This is a genomic window from Streptomyces sp. SID14515, from assembly GCF_010548505.1.
In the GTDB taxonomy this organism is placed as follows: Bacteria; Actinomycetota; Actinomycetes; order Streptomycetales; family Streptomycetaceae; genus Streptomyces; species Streptomyces caviscabies.
Map to the genome: position 1 here is coordinate 1 of NZ_JAAGMH010000071.1, position 16,058 is coordinate 16,058.

Below are 16,058 nucleotides of genomic sequence, written 5' to 3' on the forward strand. Positions count from 1 at the left end.
CGTCGAGCCGGATGCGGTACGGGATCGGCCTGAAGGCGGCCAGTTCGGCGAGGATCGCGAGGTCGTACTTGAACCGTCCGCCGACGAAGCGCATCCGGTTGCCCCGGTCGTTGACCCGGGAGTCGAACCCGGAGGCGAGGACGGAGCCGAACCAGCGGTCCCCGACCCGTCCGAGGTCGATGTCGCGGTGGCCGCCCTCCTTGAGCGCCCGCGCGGCCAGCCGTCCGGCGGCGGCCGGGTCGCGGATCGGCAGGCCCAGGGCGCGGGCGAAGTCGTTGCCGGTGCCGACGGCGACGACGCCCAGCGGCGTACTCGTCCCCGCGACGGCCTGGAGGGCGAGGGACATCAGCCCGTCCCCGCCCACGGCTATCAGTGCCCCGGTCCCCGCCGCGACCGCCTCGCGGGCCCGGCGCAGGGCGTCGTCGGCGTCCTCGCCCAGCACCGTACGGACGGAGAATCCGGCGTCCCGCAACGCGGAAGCGGCCGGCTGCGCGGCGTGCGCGCCCCGGCCGCGTCCTGCGGTGGGATTGACGAAGAGGGTGATCTCGCTGGTCACCCGCCGGACCCTACAAGGTCAGGTGATGTCGTCGTAACCGTTCAGCCGGTGTGATCCGGGACCGTCCGCATCGCCGGACGCCTGCTCCGGAAGCGCCCGGCGCGGGGCCGGGACGGGCTCCACACCTTCGACGGGCTCGGGCGTCAGGTCGAGATCCGAGGCCTCGTCGTCGCTGAGCTCGGCGTCGGGGTTGCCGCGGTTGCGGCGCTTGTCGTTCAGCAGGGAGAAGCCGACGGCGATGAAGTAGAGGAGTGCGAGCGGACCGGCCAGCAGAAGCATCGAGATGGGCTCGCCGCCAGGAGTGGCGATGGCCGCGAAGGCGGTGAGGCCGACGATCATGCCGCGCCACCAGGTGAGCATCCGCTTCCCGGAGACGATGCCCGTCATGTTCAGCGCGATGAGCAGCAGGGGCAGCTCGAAGGCGAGCCCGAAGACGATCACCATGCGGACGAGCAGATCCAGATAGCTGTCGAGCCCGATCTGGTTCTGCACATCGTCGGGGCTGAACCCGAGCATGATCTCGGCGGTCTGCGGCAGGATCGCGTAGGCGAGGTATCCGCCGGCGACGAAGAGCGGTGCGCCGACGACCGCGAAGGCGTAGGCGTAGCGCTTCTCGCCCTTGTGCAGGCCGGGGGCGACGAACGCCCAGAGCTGGTAGAGCCAGACCGGGGTCGCCAGCAGCACACCGGACATCAGCGCGACCTTGAGCGCGTTGGTGAACGGCCCGATCAGGGTGTCCGTCTTCAGCAGTGCGCAGGACTTGCCGTCGACGGTGGTGACCACGCCGTTCTTGCAGCCGACGGACTCCTGGATGGGAGCCAGAAGGAACTCGTAGATCTCCTTCTGGTAGAACGCCGCCACGATCATCACCACGATGATCGCCAGCACGGCCTTCAGCAGCCGGTTACGCAGCTCACGCAGGTGATCGAGGAGGGGCATCCGCCCCTCGTCGTCCTTCTCCTGCTTGCGGGCAGACTTGAGCAACCCACTTCCCTCGTCTCGTGCGGCGGCTGTCGGCGGAGCGCGTCAGCGGTCAGCTCTGGGTGGTGGGCTTGGCCTCGTTGACCGGGCGGGAGCTGGTGACGTCTCCCGGGGCGGCCTGGATGGTGCGCGCGGTGGTGGCCTGCGGCGGGACCGTGTCCTCGACGGTCTCCGTGGTGGGCGTCGCGGTCGCCGCGTCGTCCTTCTTCATGGCCTTGGCCTCGCTCTTGAGGATGCGGGCCGACTTGCCGAGCGAACGCGCCATGTCGGGAAGCTTCTTGGCACCGAAGAGCAGCAGGATGACCGCGATGATCAGAACGATCTCGAGGGGCTTCAGATTGCCGATCATGTGCGACTTCCTTCTCACTGAGGCGGCTGGAGGGTGGGCTCGCTACCCGTTCGACCGGGCATACGTCCGATCGTTGCGCTTGGCAGCGATCGTAACCCGCGGGAGTAAACGCGAGGCAATGCCCGTGCGTACTCCGGCTTGCGGCCCGCACCTCCCTGCCTGGGCCGACCCATGCAGCGTACCCCCCGGTGCTGTCGAACATCAGGCCCCCGGGCCCGTTATCGCAGGCCGTCACCGGTGGCCGCGAGGCGGGTGGCGGCCCGTTCCAGGTCCTCCGACGCCCGGTTGGTCCGCTCGGTGGTGACCGTGACCTGTCGGCCGAGACGCTGGGCCTCGACGAAGACCTTGATGCCGAGCACGCCGAGCACGGCGATGCCCAGGAATCCGAGGGCGATGGCGAGCATGGGCCAGAACATACGGCGGTGCCTCTTCCTACGGGCGCTGTGGTCGGGCGCCACAGGGGTCGGGCGCTACAGGGCGGTGTGCAGGCGCAGGGTCCGTACGCCGCCGCCGGTGAGCAGTTCGATGATGCGCTCCCCGGCCGGCTTACGGACCGAGGCGCCGCATTCGGGGCAGCTGAAGGTGTAGAAGGTGGTGCGGCTGGTGGCGCCGATCGCGAGGCGCAGTGCTGCGGCGGCAAGCTCGAAGCGCCCGCGGCAGTCGGGACAGGCGGCCCGGAAGCGTACGGCGGCGGGCACCGGCACGGGGACGGGGCCGGCGCCGGGCAGGGGCGCCGGGTGGATCCCGGTGGCGGGCAGAGCCTCCGGGCGGACTCCGGCGGCGGCCGGAAACAGGGTCGTCCGGTTCATCGTCGTCTTCCCTCCCCGGGCCTCAGACCGCGTCCTCGTAGGCGGCGAGCGCCTCGCGGGCGGCCGCGCGGGCGCTGTCCGCGAGCTCCGGCGGGGTGACGATGCGGCCGTCGCCGCCGAGGCGCAGGGCGAGCCGGCGCAGCGAGGCCGGGTCCGGGGTGCGCAGGGTGATCCGCAGGCCGCCGTCGGGGAGTTCCTCGGCGGAGTCGTGCGGGTAGTACTCGGCGACCCAGCGGCCGCCGGTGCCGACCTCGATCACGACCTCCGGGTCCTCGGCGGCGGGCTGGACCAGCCCCGCGGACAGGTCGCGCAGCTCCAGCTCGGGCGGGGCGGCGGGCGCGTCGAGGAGGCGGATCTCGGCGACCCGGTCCAGCCGGAAGGTCCGGCGGGCCTCGGAGAGCCGGCACCAGCCCTCCATGTAGGTGTGGCCGACGGCGAAGAGCCGGATCGGGTCGACCTCGCGCTCGGTGAGTTCGTCGCGGGCGGGCGAGTAGTAGCGCAGCCAGAGCCGGCGGCGCTCGGAGATGGCCCGGTCGACGTCGGCGAAGACGCCGCCCTCGGCCTCGAAGGTCACCGAGAGCCGGGAGCTGGCCGCCCCGGACTCGCCGGCGGCCGTCTCCAGCTTGGCGGTCGCGCGGACGAGGGCCAGCCGGTCGCTCTCACGCAGGCCGGGCAGCGTGGCGACGGCGCGGGCGGCGACGAGCAGCGCGGTGGCCTCGTCGGCGGCGAGCCGCAGCGGCTCGGCGACGTCGTCCGGGTTGTGCCACCAGATGCGGTCGCCGTCGGTGTCGATGTCGAGGAGGTCGCCGCCGCGGAAGCTGGTGCCGCACATGGGCAGCACGTCGAGGTCCGAGATCAGCTCGTCCTCGGTGATCCCGAAGGCCCGGGCCACGTCCTGGACGTGGGCGCCGGGGCGCTCGCGCAGATACGTCACCAGGGACAGCATCCGGCGGGTCTGGTCGATCGCGTTCGTGGCCATCGTTTTCCTGCCCCTAGTCCTTGGCCACGGCGCGGAGCCGGTCCACCACATCGGCCCGCAGATCGGCGGGTTCCTCCACGACGACGTCCGGGCCGAACTCGACGAGCCAGGCGTCGAGGCCGTGTCCGTACGGGATCTCCAGCTCGTCCCAGCCGTCGCCGCGTTCCCGCACGGTGTTCGCGCGCGACCGCAGCGGGTAGCCGGCTCCGGCGCGCAGCCTGATCCGGGCGGTGCGGGTCGCGGTCTCGCCGGCCCAGCTCTCGACGGTCTCGCGGACGGTGACCACGTCGGGCACCTCGGCGCTGAAGGCTCCGGCGCGGGAGCGGACCTTGCCGGTGATGCGGGAGAGCCGGAAGACGCGTTCGGCGCCGCGCTCGCGGTCCCAGCCGGCCAGATACCAGTGGCCGCGCCAGCATTCGAGGGTCCAGGGTTCGACCTGGCGCTGTTCGGCGCGGGCGGAGTTGGCCTTGCGGTAGTCGAAGGTGACGGGGCGGCGGTCGCGGCAGGCCAGCATGAGGGGCTCGAAGGCGGCCTCGTGGACGGGGATGCGGGGTTCGAGGGCGCTGTGCACCTCGTAGGCGTCCTCGGCCTCGGGCATTCCGGCGGCGCGCAGCTTCTGCAGGGCGCCGCTGGCGGCTCCGGCGAGGCGGGCCTGCTGCCAGACCTTGGCGGCGAGGCCGAGGGCGGCGGCCTCCTCGGCGTCCAGGGTGATGGGGGGCAGCCGGTTGCTGTCGCGGCGGGCCAGGTATCCGGTGTCGCCGTCGAGGTTCTCCACGGTCTCGATGACGAGGCCGAGCTCGCGCAGATCGTCCTTGTCACGCTCGAACATCCGGTTGAAGGAGTCGTCGGAGCCCGCTTCGAGATAGGCCTCGATGGATCCGCGGAGTTCGCGCTTGCTGAGCGGGCGCCGGGTCCCCAGCAGGCACAGCGCGAGGTTCATCAACCGCTCGGCCTTGGCAATCGCCATCGACGCCCTTTCTCTTGTTGCTCTACGACCGTCGACCGTACCGCCCCGGGGTGTGGGGACCAAAGCCGGGCCGCGGACCGCGGAGCCCGCCGGACAGCGATGAGGGCCCCTGCCGTGCGGCGGGGGCCCTCGTGCGCACAACCGGAACGGATCAGACCGCGACGAGGTCGCAGACGAAGATCAGCGTCTCGCCGGGGGCGATCTTGCCGCCGGCGCCGCGGTCGCCGTAGGCGAGGTGCGCGGGGATGGTCAGCTGGCGACGGCCGCCGACCTTCATGCCCTGCACGCCCTGGTCCCAGCCGGCGATGACCTGGCCGCCGCCGAGCCGGAACTGCAGCGGGGTGCCGCGGTTCCAGGAGCTGTCGAACTCCTCGCCGGTGGAGAAGGACACGCCCACGTAGTGGACGGAGACGTTCTGGCCGGCCTGGGCCACCTCGCCGTCGCCCTCCCAGATGTCCTTGATCTCCAGATCGGCCGGCGGCTCGCCGCCCGGGAAGTCGACCTCGGGCTTCTCGATGCTCACTGCGCTGCTCCTAAAAGAGTCTTGGGGACAAACCCCACAAGTCTCGCACGGGTCGCCCCGTCGCTCAGACGGTACCGAGGATGTCGACGACGAAGACCAGGTTGTTCTTGGCCAGCTGGCTCGACGGGTCGGCGCCGTAGGCCTGGTTCGGCGGGATGGTCAGCAGGACACGGTCGCCGACGTGCTTGCCGACGAGCCCCTTGTCCCAGCCCTGGATGACACCGCCGACACCGATCGGGAAGGCGCTCGCGCCACCGTGGTCCCAGGAGGAGTCGAACTTCTTGCCGTCCTCCCACTTCACCCCGGTGTACTGGACGACCAGGCCCTCACCGGCCTTGACCGCGGCTCCGTCGCCCTTGATCAGCACCTGCTCCTGAAGGTCCTTCGGGGCCTTCTCGCCCTTGGGGATGGTGATCGTCGCGGCCTTCTGCGAGGCGGTCTTCACCTCGGGCATCCCGGCCTCGCTCGCGGCCTGGGTCCCCTTGGCCTCGCCCTTCTTGTCGACCTTCTTCGCGTTGACGATGTCGACGACCCAGACGAGCGGGTCGGTGGGCTTGATGCCGGACTGCGGGTTCAGCTGATCGCCGACGATCGCCTGGGCCGTGCCCTCGACCTGGACCCGGCTGCCGACCTTGCGGCCGGCCAGCGCGTCCGCGACCTTGGTCGGCAGCATCTGACCCTGCTGGCCGACCTCCTGCACGACCTGGGCGCGCGGGGCCTTCGGGTCGGCGCCCTGACGCTGGGCCCAGGTGGAGCCGAGGGCCTCGATGTTGCCGGCGAAGTCGAGGCGGACGATGTCGCCCTTCTTCACCTCGGCGCCGTCACCGGTCGAGACGTCGTCCGCGACGACCTCGTCGGCCACCTTGGCGTCCTTGGCGATCTCGATCTTGGGCTCGGCGCCGAACTTCCCGGTCACCTCGGCGACGGGCCCCGACTTCTTCGGAGCGGCGTCGTCCTTGGAATCGGAACCGCAGGCGGCGGCGGTGATCAGCAGAGCGGGCACAACCAGTACGGCGGCGGCACGCCGGGCAGTTTTCGTGGGGATCATCAGTCCAACTCGCGTAGGGGGGCTCCGGGCACTCCCGCCACTCTACGACTTCGCCCCAGCGGCATCACGGGTACCGACACGGCTGTACGCCGGGGCTGGTCCGCCCCGGCGTACAATGTGTGCCTTTTCCCGCGGGTCCGCACGGACCGGCCCGGTCACATGCCCGCGATCAGCTTCTCCACCCTCTCGTCCACGGAACGGAACGGGTCCTTGCACAGCACCGTGCGCTGCGCCTGGTCGTTGAGCTTGAGGTGGACCCAGTCGACGGTGAAGTCCCGCCGCTGCTCCTGGGCCCGGCGGATGAAGTCGCCGCGCAGCCGCGCCCGGGTGGTCTGCGGGGGCACCGACTTGCCCTCGAAGATCTTCAGGTCGTTGCAGATGCGGGCGGTCTGCCCCTTGCGCTCCAGGAGGTAGAAGAGGCCTCGGCGGCGGTGGATGTCGTGGTAGGCGAGGTCTATCTGGGCGACCCGCGGGTTCGACATGGTCATGTTGTGCTTGGCCCGGTACCGCTCGATGAGCTTGTACTTCATGACCCAGTCGATCTCGGTGTCGATCCGGTCGAGGTCCTCGGCCTCGATCGCGTCCAGGGTGCGGCCCCACAGCTCCAGGACCTGGTCGACGGTGCCGGTGCGGATGCCCCGGCGCTCGACGAAGTCCACGGCCTTCTCGTAGTACTCCCGCTGCACCTCGATGGCCGAGGCCTCCCGGCCGCTGGCCAGACGCACCTTGCGCTGTCCTGTGAGGTCGTGGCTGACCTCGCGGATCGCCCGGATCGGGTTCTCCAGGGTCAGGTCGCGCATCACCGTGCCCGCCTCGATCATGCGGAGCACCAGGTCGGTGGCGCCGACCTTGAGCAGCATGGTCGTCTCGGACATGTTGGAGTCACCGACGATGACGTGGAGGCGGCGGTACCGCTCGGCGTCGGCGTGGGGTTCGTCGCGGGTGTTGATGATCGGCCGGGAGCGGGTGGTCGCGGAGCTGACGCCCTCCCAGATGTGCTCGGCACGCTGGCTGACGCAGTAGACCGCGCCGCGCGGGGTCTGGAGCACCTTGCCCGCGCCGCAGATCAGCTGCCTGGTGACGAGGAACGGAATGAGGATGTCCGCGAGCCGGGAGAATTCTCCGTGCCGGGCCACGAGGTAGTTCTCGTGGCAGCCGTAGGAGTTTCCCGCCGAGTCGGTGTTGTTCTTGAAGAGATAGACGTCGCCCGCGATTCCCTCCTCGTGCAGGCGGCGTTCGGCGTCGACGAGCAGGCCTTCGAGAATGCGCTCGCCCGCCTTGTCGTGCGTGACCAGTTCGGTCACGTTGTCGCATTCGGGGGTTGCATATTCCGGATGCGATCCCACGTCGAGGTAGAGGCGGGCGCCGTTCCGCAGAAAGACGTTGCTGCTGCGGCCCCATGACACAACACGGCGGAAGAGGTAGCGCGCCACTTCGTCAGGTGACAGTCGGCGCTGTCCCCTGAACGTGCACGTGACGCCGTACTCGTTCTCCAGCCCGAAAATGCGGCGGTCCATGACTGAACATTACGCCTTATGGCCTGAGCTGAAACCGGGTTCGACGGCACCGTTTCGATCATTTTCCGATCCCGCCACCACGGCGGGCGTACGGACGGGAGCCGCGAGGACCCTCGCGGTGGCCAGCAGGACGACGAGGGCGGCCACTCCTCCGGCCCCCGCGACGGCGAAGCTCCAGGCGGTCGAGCCGAGTTCGACGGCCGGTCCGGCGACGGCCGCACCGGCTGCCGCGCCTACGCCGAACGTGGTGACCAGCCAGGAGAACGCCTCGGTCACCGTGCCGCGCGGGGCGTGCCGGTCGACCACGATGAAGGAGCAGGCGATGGCCGGCGCGAGGAACACTCCGGCCAGGGCGGCGAATGCGGTCATGACGGGCACGGAAGGGGTGAGCGTCAACGGCAGATAGCCCAGCGCCAGCAGCCCGACGATGACCCGCAGCCGCTTCTCCGGCGCACCGGCCCACTGCCGCGCCCCGTAGGCCAGACCGCCGATCAGCGCGCCGAGGCCGAGGGCGGCCATCAGCCAGCCGTACACCGCTTCGCGGCCGTGGTCGTCGGCGTAGGCCACACCGGCCACCGTGATGGAGCCGAGGGCGAGCCCGACGAAGAAGAACGCGCCGAGCAGGGCCAGGAGTCCGGGCGAGCGCAGGGCGCCGAGCCAGTGCGCCTCGCGGGGTGCGGAGCGCCAGGTGCGGGAAGGCTCGGACAGGACGACCGAGAGCGCGCCGAGGACGCCGATGACGTTGATGACGAGCAGGGCGGCGGCCGGGGACCAGAGCGAGACGAGCAGCGTCACCAGGAGGGGCCCGACGGTGAACATGATCTCCTGCGCCACGGCGTCCATGGCGTAGGCCCGGTGCACCTGGCTCTCGCCCTTGAGGACGCTGGGCCACAGGGCCCGCAGGCCGCCCTCCAGCGGCGGTGTGGCGACTCCGGCGACGATGACGGCGAGGTAGGCCAGCGGGAGCGAGCCGAGGCCGGTGAGGGCCAGCAGGGCCATGCCGAGCGCGGAGAGCACGGCGGCCGGGAGCTGGACGCGCGGCTGCCCGTACAGGTCCACGGCCCGGCCGAGCAGCGGCTGCCCGACGGCGGTGGCCAGACCGTAGGCGGCGGTGAGCGCGCCGGCCAGGGTGTAGCTGCCGCCCTCCGCCCGGGTGAACAGCACGATCGCGATGTGCGCGGTGCCGTTGGGCAGCCGCCCCACCAGGGTGCCCGTCAGCAGCCGGGCGGCATGCCGCGCCCGGAGGATGTCCAGATATCCCGCGGCCATTCCCGCCCCTCTCCGCCCCGGCCGGCCGTGCGGCCCACCGAGGTGTTACGTATAACGTCGAGGTTCATACGTACCATGTGCGCAGTTCGCGGGTCCACCTCGCGGCGTTACGGAACATCCCGCACGGAGGCACGAGTGACCAGCGCGCAGCAGCCCGTCCCCGCCCGGCCCACCAGCCGTGACGTGGCCCGCGCGGCGGGTGTCTCCCAGGCGACGGTCTCCCTGGTGCTCGGCGGGAAGTGGCCGGGCAGGGTGTCGGAGGCCACAGCCCAGCGGGTCCGCGACACCGCGGCGGAGCTCGGCTACCGGCCCAATCTGGCGGCCCGCAGTCTGCGGCTCGGCAGCACCAGGACCGCGTTGCTGGTGGTGCCCGCGCTCACCAACGAGTTCTTCGCCCGGGTGTACGCCGGGGCGGCGGCGCTCGCCGCCGAGCACGACTTCGGCGTGGTGCTCTACCCCTCGCCCGACGGCACGGGACCGGCCCGGGATCCGTTCGCCTCGGCCCGCGCGGCGCTCGACGGGGTCATCGCCTCCTCGATGGCCGCCGACGCGCTGGGCGCGCTGCACGGGGCGGATCTGCCGCTGGTGATGCTGGACAGCGACCCCACGGACACCGGGCCCGCCGCCCATGTGAACCTCGACATCGCGGACGGGATGCGGCAGGTGACGGACCATCTGCTGGGACTCGGCCACCGACGCTTCCTGCATCTGGCGTCCGCCGTCGACACCTGGACGTTCGCGGTGCGCGCCGGGGCGCTGCACGACGCGCTGGGCGCGGCGGGGAACGCGACGGTGCGCACGGTGCGGGCCCCGCTGGACGTACGGGCGGGGCGCGAGGCGGTGGAGCGGGCGCTGGCGGTCAGCGGGGAGCGGCCCACCGCGATCGTCTGCGACGACGACATCCTGGCCGCCGGCGCCTGCAAGGCGGCCCGCAGGCTCGGGCTGCGGGTGCCGGACGAACTGTCGGTCACCGGGTTCGACGACCTGGCGCTGGCCACCGCGCTGGAACCGGAGCTGACCACGGTCCGGCTGCCGGCGGAGCAGGTCGGGGAGCGGGGCATGGAGGCGCTGCTCGCCGTGCTGGACGGCCGCCCCGCCGAGCCGGGCGGTCTGCCGGTTCACCTCGTCGTACGCGGCTCCACGGCGCCCCCCGCCGCCCGGGCATGACGGCGTCCCTGGGCCATGGCCCAGGGACGCCGGAGGTGCTGCCTACTTCTCCGTCTCCTCCGTGGAGTCCGGGGTGGTGCCGGTGCTGTCGGCGGAGTCGCCGTCCTCGGTGTCGGACGGGGCGTCCGTCGGCGTGCTGCCGGCGGCTTCCGTGTCCAGCAGCCGGGCCAGCTGACGGCCGACGATCCGCTTGAACTTGCGCTGCTGGGGGCGCGTGCGGTCCAGGACCGCGACCTCCAGACGCTCCGCGGGGATCTCCCGCTCGCCGCCGCCCGGCTCCCGCGAGAGCGCCTGGACGGCCAGCTTGAGCGCCTCGGCGAGGGTCATGCCGTCGCGGTGGCGCTGGTCGAGGAAGCTGCTGATCTGTTCGGCGTTGCCGCCGACCGCGACCGAGCCGTGCTCGTCCACGATCGAACCGTCGTGCGGCAGCCGATAGATCTGGTCGCCCTCGGCCTCGCTGCCGACCTCGGCGACCACCAGCTCCACCTCGTACGGCTTCTCGGCCGCACTGGAGAAGATGGTGCCGAGCGTCTGGGCGTAGACGTTGGCCAGCCCACGGGCCGTCACATCGTCGCGGTCGTAGGTGTATCCGCGCAGATCGGCGTAGCGCACACCGCCGATGCGGAGGTTCTCGTACTCGTTGTACTTGCCGGCGGCCGCGAAGCCGATCCGGTCATAGATCTCGCTGAACTTGTGCAGCGCACGGGACGGGTTCTCGCCGACGAACACAATGCCGTCGGCATACTGCAGCACAACGAGGCTGCGACCACGGGCGATGCCCTTGCGGGCGTATTCCGCCCGGTCGGCCATGGCCTGCTGGGGTGAGACATAGAACGGCGTCGACACCGGCTATCCGTCCCTTTCTGTCAGTGACGAGTGCGTCTGGGGAGGCTCGGGGTCCGGATCAGAGCAGCGCGGCGCGCGGGCCGTCGGGCTGCTCGAGTCGGCGTTCCAGGACGGAGCGCGCGATCTCGGCGGACTCCTGGTCGGTCAGCCTCCGGAAACCCTCGTCGGTGATGACGGTGAGGATCGGGTAGATGCGGCGGGCCACGTCCGGGCCGCCGGTCGCCGAGTCGTCGTCCGCCGCGTCGTACAGCGCCTGTACGACCAGGGTGAGGGCCTGCTCCTGCGTCAGGTCCTCGCGGTAGAGCTTCTTCATGGCGTTGCGGGCGAAGATCGACCCGGAGCCGGTGGCGGCGTAGCCGGTCTCCTCGGAGCGGCCGCCGGTGACGTCGTAGGAGAAGATGCGGCCCTTGTCACGGTCGACGTCGTAACCCGCGAAGAGGGGCACCACGGCGAGGCCCTGCATGGCCATGGCGAGGTTGCTGCGGATCATGGTGGAGAGCCGGTTGGCCTTGCCCTCCAGGGAGAGCTGGGCGCCCTCGACCTTCTCGAAGTGCTCCAGCTCCAGCTGGAACAGCTTGACCATCTCCACGGCCAGTCCGGCGGTGCCGGCGATGCCCACCGCCGAGTACTCGTCGGCCGGGAAGACCTTCTCGATGTCGCGCTGCGCGATCATGTTGCCCATGGTGGCGCGCCGGTCACCGGCCAGGACCACACCGCCCGGGAAGGACGCCGAGACGATGGTCGTCCCGTGCGGCGCCTCGATGGCCCCCTGGAGCGGCGGCAGGCTCCGGTTGCCCGGGAGCATCTCGGGCGACTGGTCGGACAGGAAGTCCATGAACGAGGACGAACCCGGCGTCAGGAAGGCAGCTGGTAGACGCCCGGTGCTACGAGTGTTGGCTTCCACGCGTTTCCCTCCAGGTATGCGATGGCCCTGCGCAAGAAAGTCAGGATCATCCCCCAACTTGCCGATGGCCGAATTGCAGTTGAAGCAAGTACTACGCCACGGACCCTACCCGCCCGGCGGGAGTGATCCACATGTTCGGCGGGGGTTATCCGCACCGATCCGGCGGCTCGCCGATCGGGCCCGGTCGGCGAGCGGGGTGACGGCGGACGCCGCCACCCCGCTCCCTACCAAACGTTCACACTGGTGAACTACTGCCCACCCTTTTGAACGAAGGAACGGACGAAGTCCTCGGCGTTCTCTTCGAGGACGTCGTCGATCTCGTCCAGAACCGAGTCGACATCGTCGCTCAGCTTCTCCTGGCGTTCCGCGAGGTCCTCGGACGCCTGCGCGTCCTGCGCCTGCTCCTCGACCTCCTCGGTGGAACGCGTCGCCTTCTGCTGTCCGCCGCCGGTGTCCTTGGTCGCCATGTAGCTCACCCCGCTCGGTTCGAAGCAATCGAAGCTCTTGATCAGACCCTACCCACGGGGTCCGACATTTGGCCCGGTAGTTGTTCAACGTCCGGGCCTCGGGTGATTGATTCCCAGCCCGGAGGCCTTTCAGCCGCCCGACAGCGTCCGGACCAGCTCTTCCGCCGTACGGCAGCGGTCCAGCAGGTCCTTGACGTGTTCCTTCGTACCGCGCAGCGGCTCCAGCGTCGGCACCCGTTGCAGGGAGTCGCGGTCCGGCAGGTCGAAGATCACCGAGTCCCAGGAGGCCGCCGCCACATCGTCGGCGTACTGCTCCAGGCAGCGGCCCCGGAAGTAGGCCCTGGTGTCCTCCGGAGGCTTCGTACGGGCCCTGGTGACGTCGTCCTCGTCCAGGAGGCGCTTCATCTTCCCGCGGGCCGCCAGACGGTTGTAGAGGCCCTTGTCGGGCCGTACGTCCGCGTACTGGAGGTCCACCAGATGCAGCCTGGGGGCGTCCCAGTCCAGCGCGTCGCGCCGGCGGTAGCCCTCCATGAGCTCCCGCTTGGCGATCCAGTCCAGCTCGCCCGACAGGCTCATCGGATCCGTCTCCAGCCGGTTGAGGGTGTCCTCCCAGCGGGTCAGGATGTCCTTGGTCTGCTCGTCGGCGTCCGCGCCGTACCGCTCGTCGACGTATTTACGGGCCAGCTCGAAGTACTCCATCTGCAGCTGGACCGCGGTGAGTGTCCGGCCACTGCGGAGCGTGATCAGCTGCCGCAGATCCGGGTCGTGGGAGACCTGGTGCAGGGTGCGTACGGGCTGGTCGACCGCGAGGTCGACGTTGATGAAGGCGTCCTCGATCATGGACAGCACCAGGGACGTGGTGCCGAGCTTGAGATAGGTGGAGATCTCCGAGAGGTTGGCATCGCCGATGATCACATGGAGCCGGCGGTACTTCTCCGCGTCGGAGTGGGGCTCGTCCCGGGTGTTGATGATGGGGCGCTTGAGCGTGGTCTCCAGGCCGACCTCGACCTCGAAGTAGTCGGCGCGCTGGCTGATCTGGAAGCCGTGCTCGTGGCCGTCCTGGCCGATGCCGACCCGGCCCGCGCCCGTGACGACCTGGCGCGAGACGAAGAACGGCGTCAGATGGCGCACGATGTCCGAGAACGGCGTCTCCCGCTGCATGAGGTAGTTCTCGTGCGTGCCGTAGGAGGCGCCCTTGTTGTCGGTGTTGTTCTTGTAGAGGTGGATCGGCTGGGCGCCGGGGATGGCGGCCGCCCGCTCGGCGGCCTCCGCCATGATCCGCTCGCCTGCCTTGTCCCAGAGCACCGCGTCGAGCGGATTGGTGATCTCCGGGGAGCTGTATTCGGGGTGCGCGTGGTCGACGTACAGCCGGGCGCCGTTGGTGAGGATGACATTGGCCAGGCCGATGTCCTCGTCGGTGAGCTGGCTGGAGTCGGCGGTCTCACGGGCGAGGTCGAAGCCTCGCGCGTCACGCAGCGGGTTCTCCTCCTCGAAGTCCCAGCGGGCGCGTCGCGCCCGGTGCATCGCCGCCGCGTAGGCGTTCACGATCTGGGACGAGGTGAGCATGGCATTGGCGTTGGGGTGGCCGGGGACGGAGATCCCGTACTCCGTCTCGATGCCCATTACTCGCCGTACGGTCATGCGGCCCTCCTTGCCCGGCGTCGGTCCCGTCCGGGAGCGACGCTCAAGTACCGCTGCTGTGTCCGGTGCGTGTGCGGTGCCCGTCACCGCACTGCGCGACTCGGCGGTACCGCAGAGCCTAGAGCGCCTCTGCGCCGGTGGGGAGCTCCATTACGACATTGCTCCGGCATGGCCGGAACGGGGGAATGCAACCGGCTGCGGAGGCCCCTGAGGACTTCCGCAGCCGGTCCGCGTATTACAGGTACTGGCCGGTATTGGCCACCGTATCGATGGAGCGTCCGGTGTCCGCGCCCTGCTTTCCGGTGACGAGTGTGCGGATGAAGACGATCCGCTCACCCTTCTTGCCGGAAATCCTGGCCCAGTCGTCCGGGTTGGTGGTGTTCGGCAGGTCCTCGTTCTCCTTGAACTCGTCCACGCAGGCCTGCAGGAGATGAGCGACCCGCAGCCCCTTCTGGCCTTGTTCCAGGAATGCCTTGATGGCCATTTTCTTTGCCCGGTCGACGATGTTCTGAATCATCGCGCCGGAGTTGAAGTCCTTGAAGTACAGGACTTCCTTGTCGCCGTTGGCGTACGTGACCTCGAGGAAGCGGTTCTCCTCGGACTCCGTGTACATCCGCTCCACGACCGACTGGATCATGGCGTGGGCGGCGGCCTCGCGCGAGCCGGTGTGCTCGGAGAGGTCGTCCGCGTGCAGCGGGAGCGACGGGGTCAGGTACTTCGCGAAGATGTCCTTCGCCGCCTCGGCGTCCGGACGCTCGATCTTGATCTTCACATCGAGACGGCCGGGTCGCAGGATGGCGGGGTCGATCATGTCCTCGCGGTTGGAGGCGCCGATGACGATGACGTTCTCCAGGCCCTCCACCCCGTCGATCTCGGCGAGCAGCTGCGGGACGATGGTGTTCTCCACGTCCGAGCTGACGCCGCTGCCGCGGGTGCGGAAGAGGGATTCCATCTCGTCGAAGAAGACGATGACGGGGGTGCCCTCGCTCGCCTTCTCCCTCGCACGCTGGAAGACCAGGCGGATGTGCCGCTCGGTCTCGCCGACGTACTTGTTGAGGAGCTCGGGGCCCTTGATATTGAGGAAGTAGCTCTTCCCCGCGGGCTGCCCGGTGACCTCGGCGACCTTCTTGGCGAGCGAATTGGCGACGGCCTTGGCGATGAGCGTCTTGCCGCAGCCGGGCGGTCCGTAGAGCAGGATGCCCTTCGGCGGCCGCAGCTCGTGCTCCTTGAAGAGGTCGGGGTGCAGATACGGAAGCTCGACCGCGTCGCGGATCAGCTCGATCTGGTCGCCCAGGCCGCCGATCTTGTCGTAGTCGATGTCCGGGACCTCTTCGAGGACGAGCTCCTCGACCTCGCTCTTGGGAACCACCTCGTAGACGTAACCCGACCTGGAGTCCAGGAGCAGGGCGTCGCCGGCGCGGATGGTGATGTCCAGCAGCGGCTCGGCGAGCCGCACCACCCTCTCCTCGTCGGTGTGCCCGACCACCAGGGCACGCTCGCCGTCCTCAAGGATCTCCTTGAGGGTGACGATGTCCCCGGCCCGCTCGAACTCCATGGCCTCGACCACGTTGAGCGCTTCGTTGAGCATGACCTCCTGGCCACGCCGGAGGTCCTCGAGCTCGACACTGGGGCTGACGTTCACCCGGAGCTTGCGGCCCCCGGTGAAGATGTCGCAGGTGCCGTCCTCGTTGGCCTGCAGGAAGACGCCGAAGCCGGCCGGCGGCTGCGCGAGCCGGTCGACCTCTTCCTTGAGGGCCACGATCTGGTCACGCGCCTCACGGAGCGTGTTGGCGAGCCGCTCGTTCTGTGCGGACACGCCTGCCAGGTTGGTCTGCAACTCGACGATCCGCTCTTCGAGAATCCTCGTATGACGCGGAGAGTCGGCGAGCTTACGTCGCAGGACGGCGATTTCCTGCTCGAGATAGGCAACCTGGCCGGCTGGGTCTTCTGACCCTCGCGCGGGCCGGATGCCGCGGTTGATGTCGTCGTCGTGGGCTGCCACGGTCCTCACCTCCTCCATGGGGAGCTGGACGCT

General features: G+C 69.9%; 17 protein-coding genes and 1 pseudogene. 1 reads left to right on the forward strand and 17 read right to left on the reverse strand.

Going from position 1 to position 16,058, the window contains the following annotated elements; translation table 11 throughout:
* The 11 genes from G3I54_RS14245 to G3I54_RS14295 form a co-directional block, all read right to left on the reverse strand.
* Positions 1–556: diacylglycerol kinase family protein (locus G3I54_RS14245; protein WP_343240336.1), on the reverse strand; the 556-nt coding region annotated here is incomplete at its 3' end.
* Between the two features lie 18 nt (positions 557–574).
* Positions 575–1,540, reverse strand: a complete 966-nt coding sequence (gene tatC / locus G3I54_RS14250; protein WP_164614686.1) for a twin-arginine translocase subunit TatC — start codon at positions 1,538–1,540, stop codon at positions 575–577.
* 49 nt (positions 1,541–1,589) lie between these two features.
* Positions 1,590–1,886, reverse strand: a complete 297-nt coding sequence (tatA, locus tag G3I54_RS14255) for a Sec-independent protein translocase subunit TatA (RefSeq protein WP_164614688.1) — start codon at positions 1,884–1,886, stop codon at positions 1,590–1,592.
* 218 nt (positions 1,887–2,104) lie between these two features.
* Entirely contained in the window at positions 2,105–2,302 is a 198-nt protein-coding gene (locus G3I54_RS14260) for a hypothetical protein (RefSeq protein ID WP_164614690.1), read from the reverse strand.
* Positions 2,303–2,356: 54 nt separating this feature from the next.
* The gene (locus G3I54_RS14265) at positions 2,357–2,695 is read right to left on the reverse strand and encodes a hypothetical protein (RefSeq protein WP_203686247.1); all 339 of its coding nucleotides are present in this window, start codon (positions 2,693–2,695) and stop codon (positions 2,357–2,359) included.
* A 22-nt stretch (positions 2,696–2,717) separates the two neighbouring features.
* Positions 2,718–3,674, reverse strand: a complete 957-nt coding sequence (locus G3I54_RS14270; RefSeq protein WP_030583605.1) for a WYL domain-containing protein — start codon at positions 3,672–3,674, stop codon at positions 2,718–2,720.
* A 13-nt stretch (positions 3,675–3,687) separates the two neighbouring features.
* Complete coding sequence (locus tag G3I54_RS14275) at positions 3,688–4,641, reverse strand: WYL domain-containing protein (protein ID WP_164614692.1); 954 nt, start codon at positions 4,639–4,641, stop codon at positions 3,688–3,690.
* A gap of 151 nt (positions 4,642–4,792) precedes the next feature.
* Positions 4,793–5,164: an FKBP-type peptidyl-prolyl cis-trans isomerase gene (locus G3I54_RS14280; protein ID WP_164614694.1), complete on the reverse strand. Its 372-nt coding sequence runs from the start codon at positions 5,162–5,164 to the stop codon at positions 4,793–4,795.
* Between the two features lie 64 nt (positions 5,165–5,228).
* Positions 5,229–6,212 (reverse strand): FKBP-type peptidyl-prolyl cis-trans isomerase, encoded by a 984-nt coding sequence (locus G3I54_RS14285; protein ID WP_164614696.1) that lies wholly within the window; start codon positions 6,210–6,212, stop codon positions 5,229–5,231.
* Between the two features lie 155 nt (positions 6,213–6,367).
* Positions 6,368–7,729 (reverse strand): Pup--protein ligase, encoded by a 1,362-nt coding sequence (gene pafA / locus G3I54_RS14290; protein WP_026290808.1) that lies wholly within the window; start codon positions 7,727–7,729, stop codon positions 6,368–6,370.
* A 9-nt stretch (positions 7,730–7,738) separates the two neighbouring features.
* Positions 7,739–8,998 (reverse strand): MFS transporter, encoded by a 1,260-nt coding sequence (locus G3I54_RS14295; RefSeq protein ID WP_164614699.1) that lies wholly within the window; start codon positions 8,996–8,998, stop codon positions 7,739–7,741.
* 135 nt (positions 8,999–9,133) lie between these two features.
* Here G3I54_RS14295 and G3I54_RS14300 point away from each other — a divergent pair, with 135 nt between their 5' ends.
* On the forward strand, positions 9,134–10,165 hold the full coding sequence (locus G3I54_RS14300; protein WP_164614701.1) for a LacI family DNA-binding transcriptional regulator: 1,032 nt from the start codon (positions 9,134–9,136) through the stop codon (positions 10,163–10,165).
* Between the two features lie 42 nt (positions 10,166–10,207).
* On the opposite strand, the gene prcA is transcribed toward G3I54_RS14300, so the two are convergent.
* The 6 genes and pseudogenes from prcA to arc all read right to left on the reverse strand — a co-directional run bounded on the left by prcA (position 10,208) and on the right by arc (position 16,025).
* The gene (gene prcA, locus G3I54_RS14305; protein WP_164614702.1) at positions 10,208–11,011 is read right to left on the reverse strand and encodes a proteasome subunit alpha; all 804 of its coding nucleotides are present in this window, start codon (positions 11,009–11,011) and stop codon (positions 10,208–10,210) included.
* Between the two features lie 58 nt (positions 11,012–11,069).
* Positions 11,070–11,915, reverse strand: coding sequence for a proteasome subunit beta (gene prcB, locus G3I54_RS14310; RefSeq protein ID WP_164614704.1), 846 nt, complete (start codon positions 11,913–11,915; stop codon positions 11,070–11,072).
* Positions 11,867–12,058, reverse strand: a pseudogene (locus G3I54_RS39485) (endonuclease domain-containing protein); the annotation flags it as partial. The pseudogene G3I54_RS39485 and the gene prcB, both read right to left, overlap by 49 nt.
* 105 nt (positions 12,059–12,163) lie before the next feature.
* A complete protein-coding gene (locus G3I54_RS14315; RefSeq protein WP_003970166.1) occupies positions 12,164–12,382 on the reverse strand; it encodes a ubiquitin-like protein Pup in 219 nt (72 codons plus the stop codon).
* Positions 12,383–12,511: 129 nt separating this feature from the next.
* Positions 12,512–14,023, reverse strand: coding sequence for a depupylase/deamidase Dop (dop, locus tag G3I54_RS14320; RefSeq protein ID WP_164614706.1), 1,512 nt, complete (start codon positions 14,021–14,023; stop codon positions 12,512–12,514).
* A 235-nt stretch (positions 14,024–14,258) separates the two neighbouring features.
* Positions 14,259–16,025 (reverse strand): proteasome ATPase, encoded by a 1,767-nt coding sequence (gene arc / locus G3I54_RS14325; protein ID WP_030632382.1) that lies wholly within the window; start codon positions 16,023–16,025, stop codon positions 14,259–14,261.
* Between the last annotated feature and the right edge of the window lie 33 nt (positions 16,026–16,058).

Excerpts from the sequence above, each read along its gene's own strand:
- tatA (WP_164614688.1), bottom strand. The coding sequence starts at position 1,886 with ATGATCGGCAATCTGAAGCCCCTCGAGATCGTTCTGATCATCGCGGTC.
- G3I54_RS14260 (WP_164614690.1), bottom strand. The coding sequence starts at position 2,302 with ATGTTCTGGCCCATGCTCGCCATCGCCCTCGGATTCCTGGGCATCGCC.
- G3I54_RS14265 (WP_203686247.1), bottom strand. The coding sequence starts at position 2,695 with ATGAACCGGACGACCCTGTTTCCGGCCGCCGCCGGAGTCCGCCCGGAG.
- G3I54_RS14270 (WP_030583605.1), bottom strand. The coding sequence starts at position 3,674 with ATGGCCACGAACGCGATCGACCAGACCCGCCGGATGCTGTCCCTGGTG.
- G3I54_RS14275 (WP_164614692.1), bottom strand. The coding sequence starts at position 4,641 with ATGGCGATTGCCAAGGCCGAGCGGTTGATGAACCTCGCGCTGTGCCTG.
- G3I54_RS14285 (WP_164614696.1), bottom strand. The coding sequence starts at position 6,212 with ATGATCCCCACGAAAACTGCCCGGCGTGCCGCCGCCGTACTGGTTGTG.
- pafA (WP_026290808.1), bottom strand. The coding sequence starts at position 7,729 with ATGGACCGCCGCATTTTCGGGCTGGAGAACGAGTACGGCGTCACGTGC.
- G3I54_RS14295 (WP_164614699.1), bottom strand. The coding sequence starts at position 8,998 with ATGGCCGCGGGATATCTGGACATCCTCCGGGCGCGGCATGCCGCCCGG.
- G3I54_RS14315 (WP_003970166.1), bottom strand. The coding sequence starts at position 12,382 with ATGGCGACCAAGGACACCGGCGGCGGACAGCAGAAGGCGACGCGTTCC.
- dop (WP_164614706.1), bottom strand. The coding sequence starts at position 14,023 with ATGACCGTACGGCGAGTAATGGGCATCGAGACGGAGTACGGGATCTCC.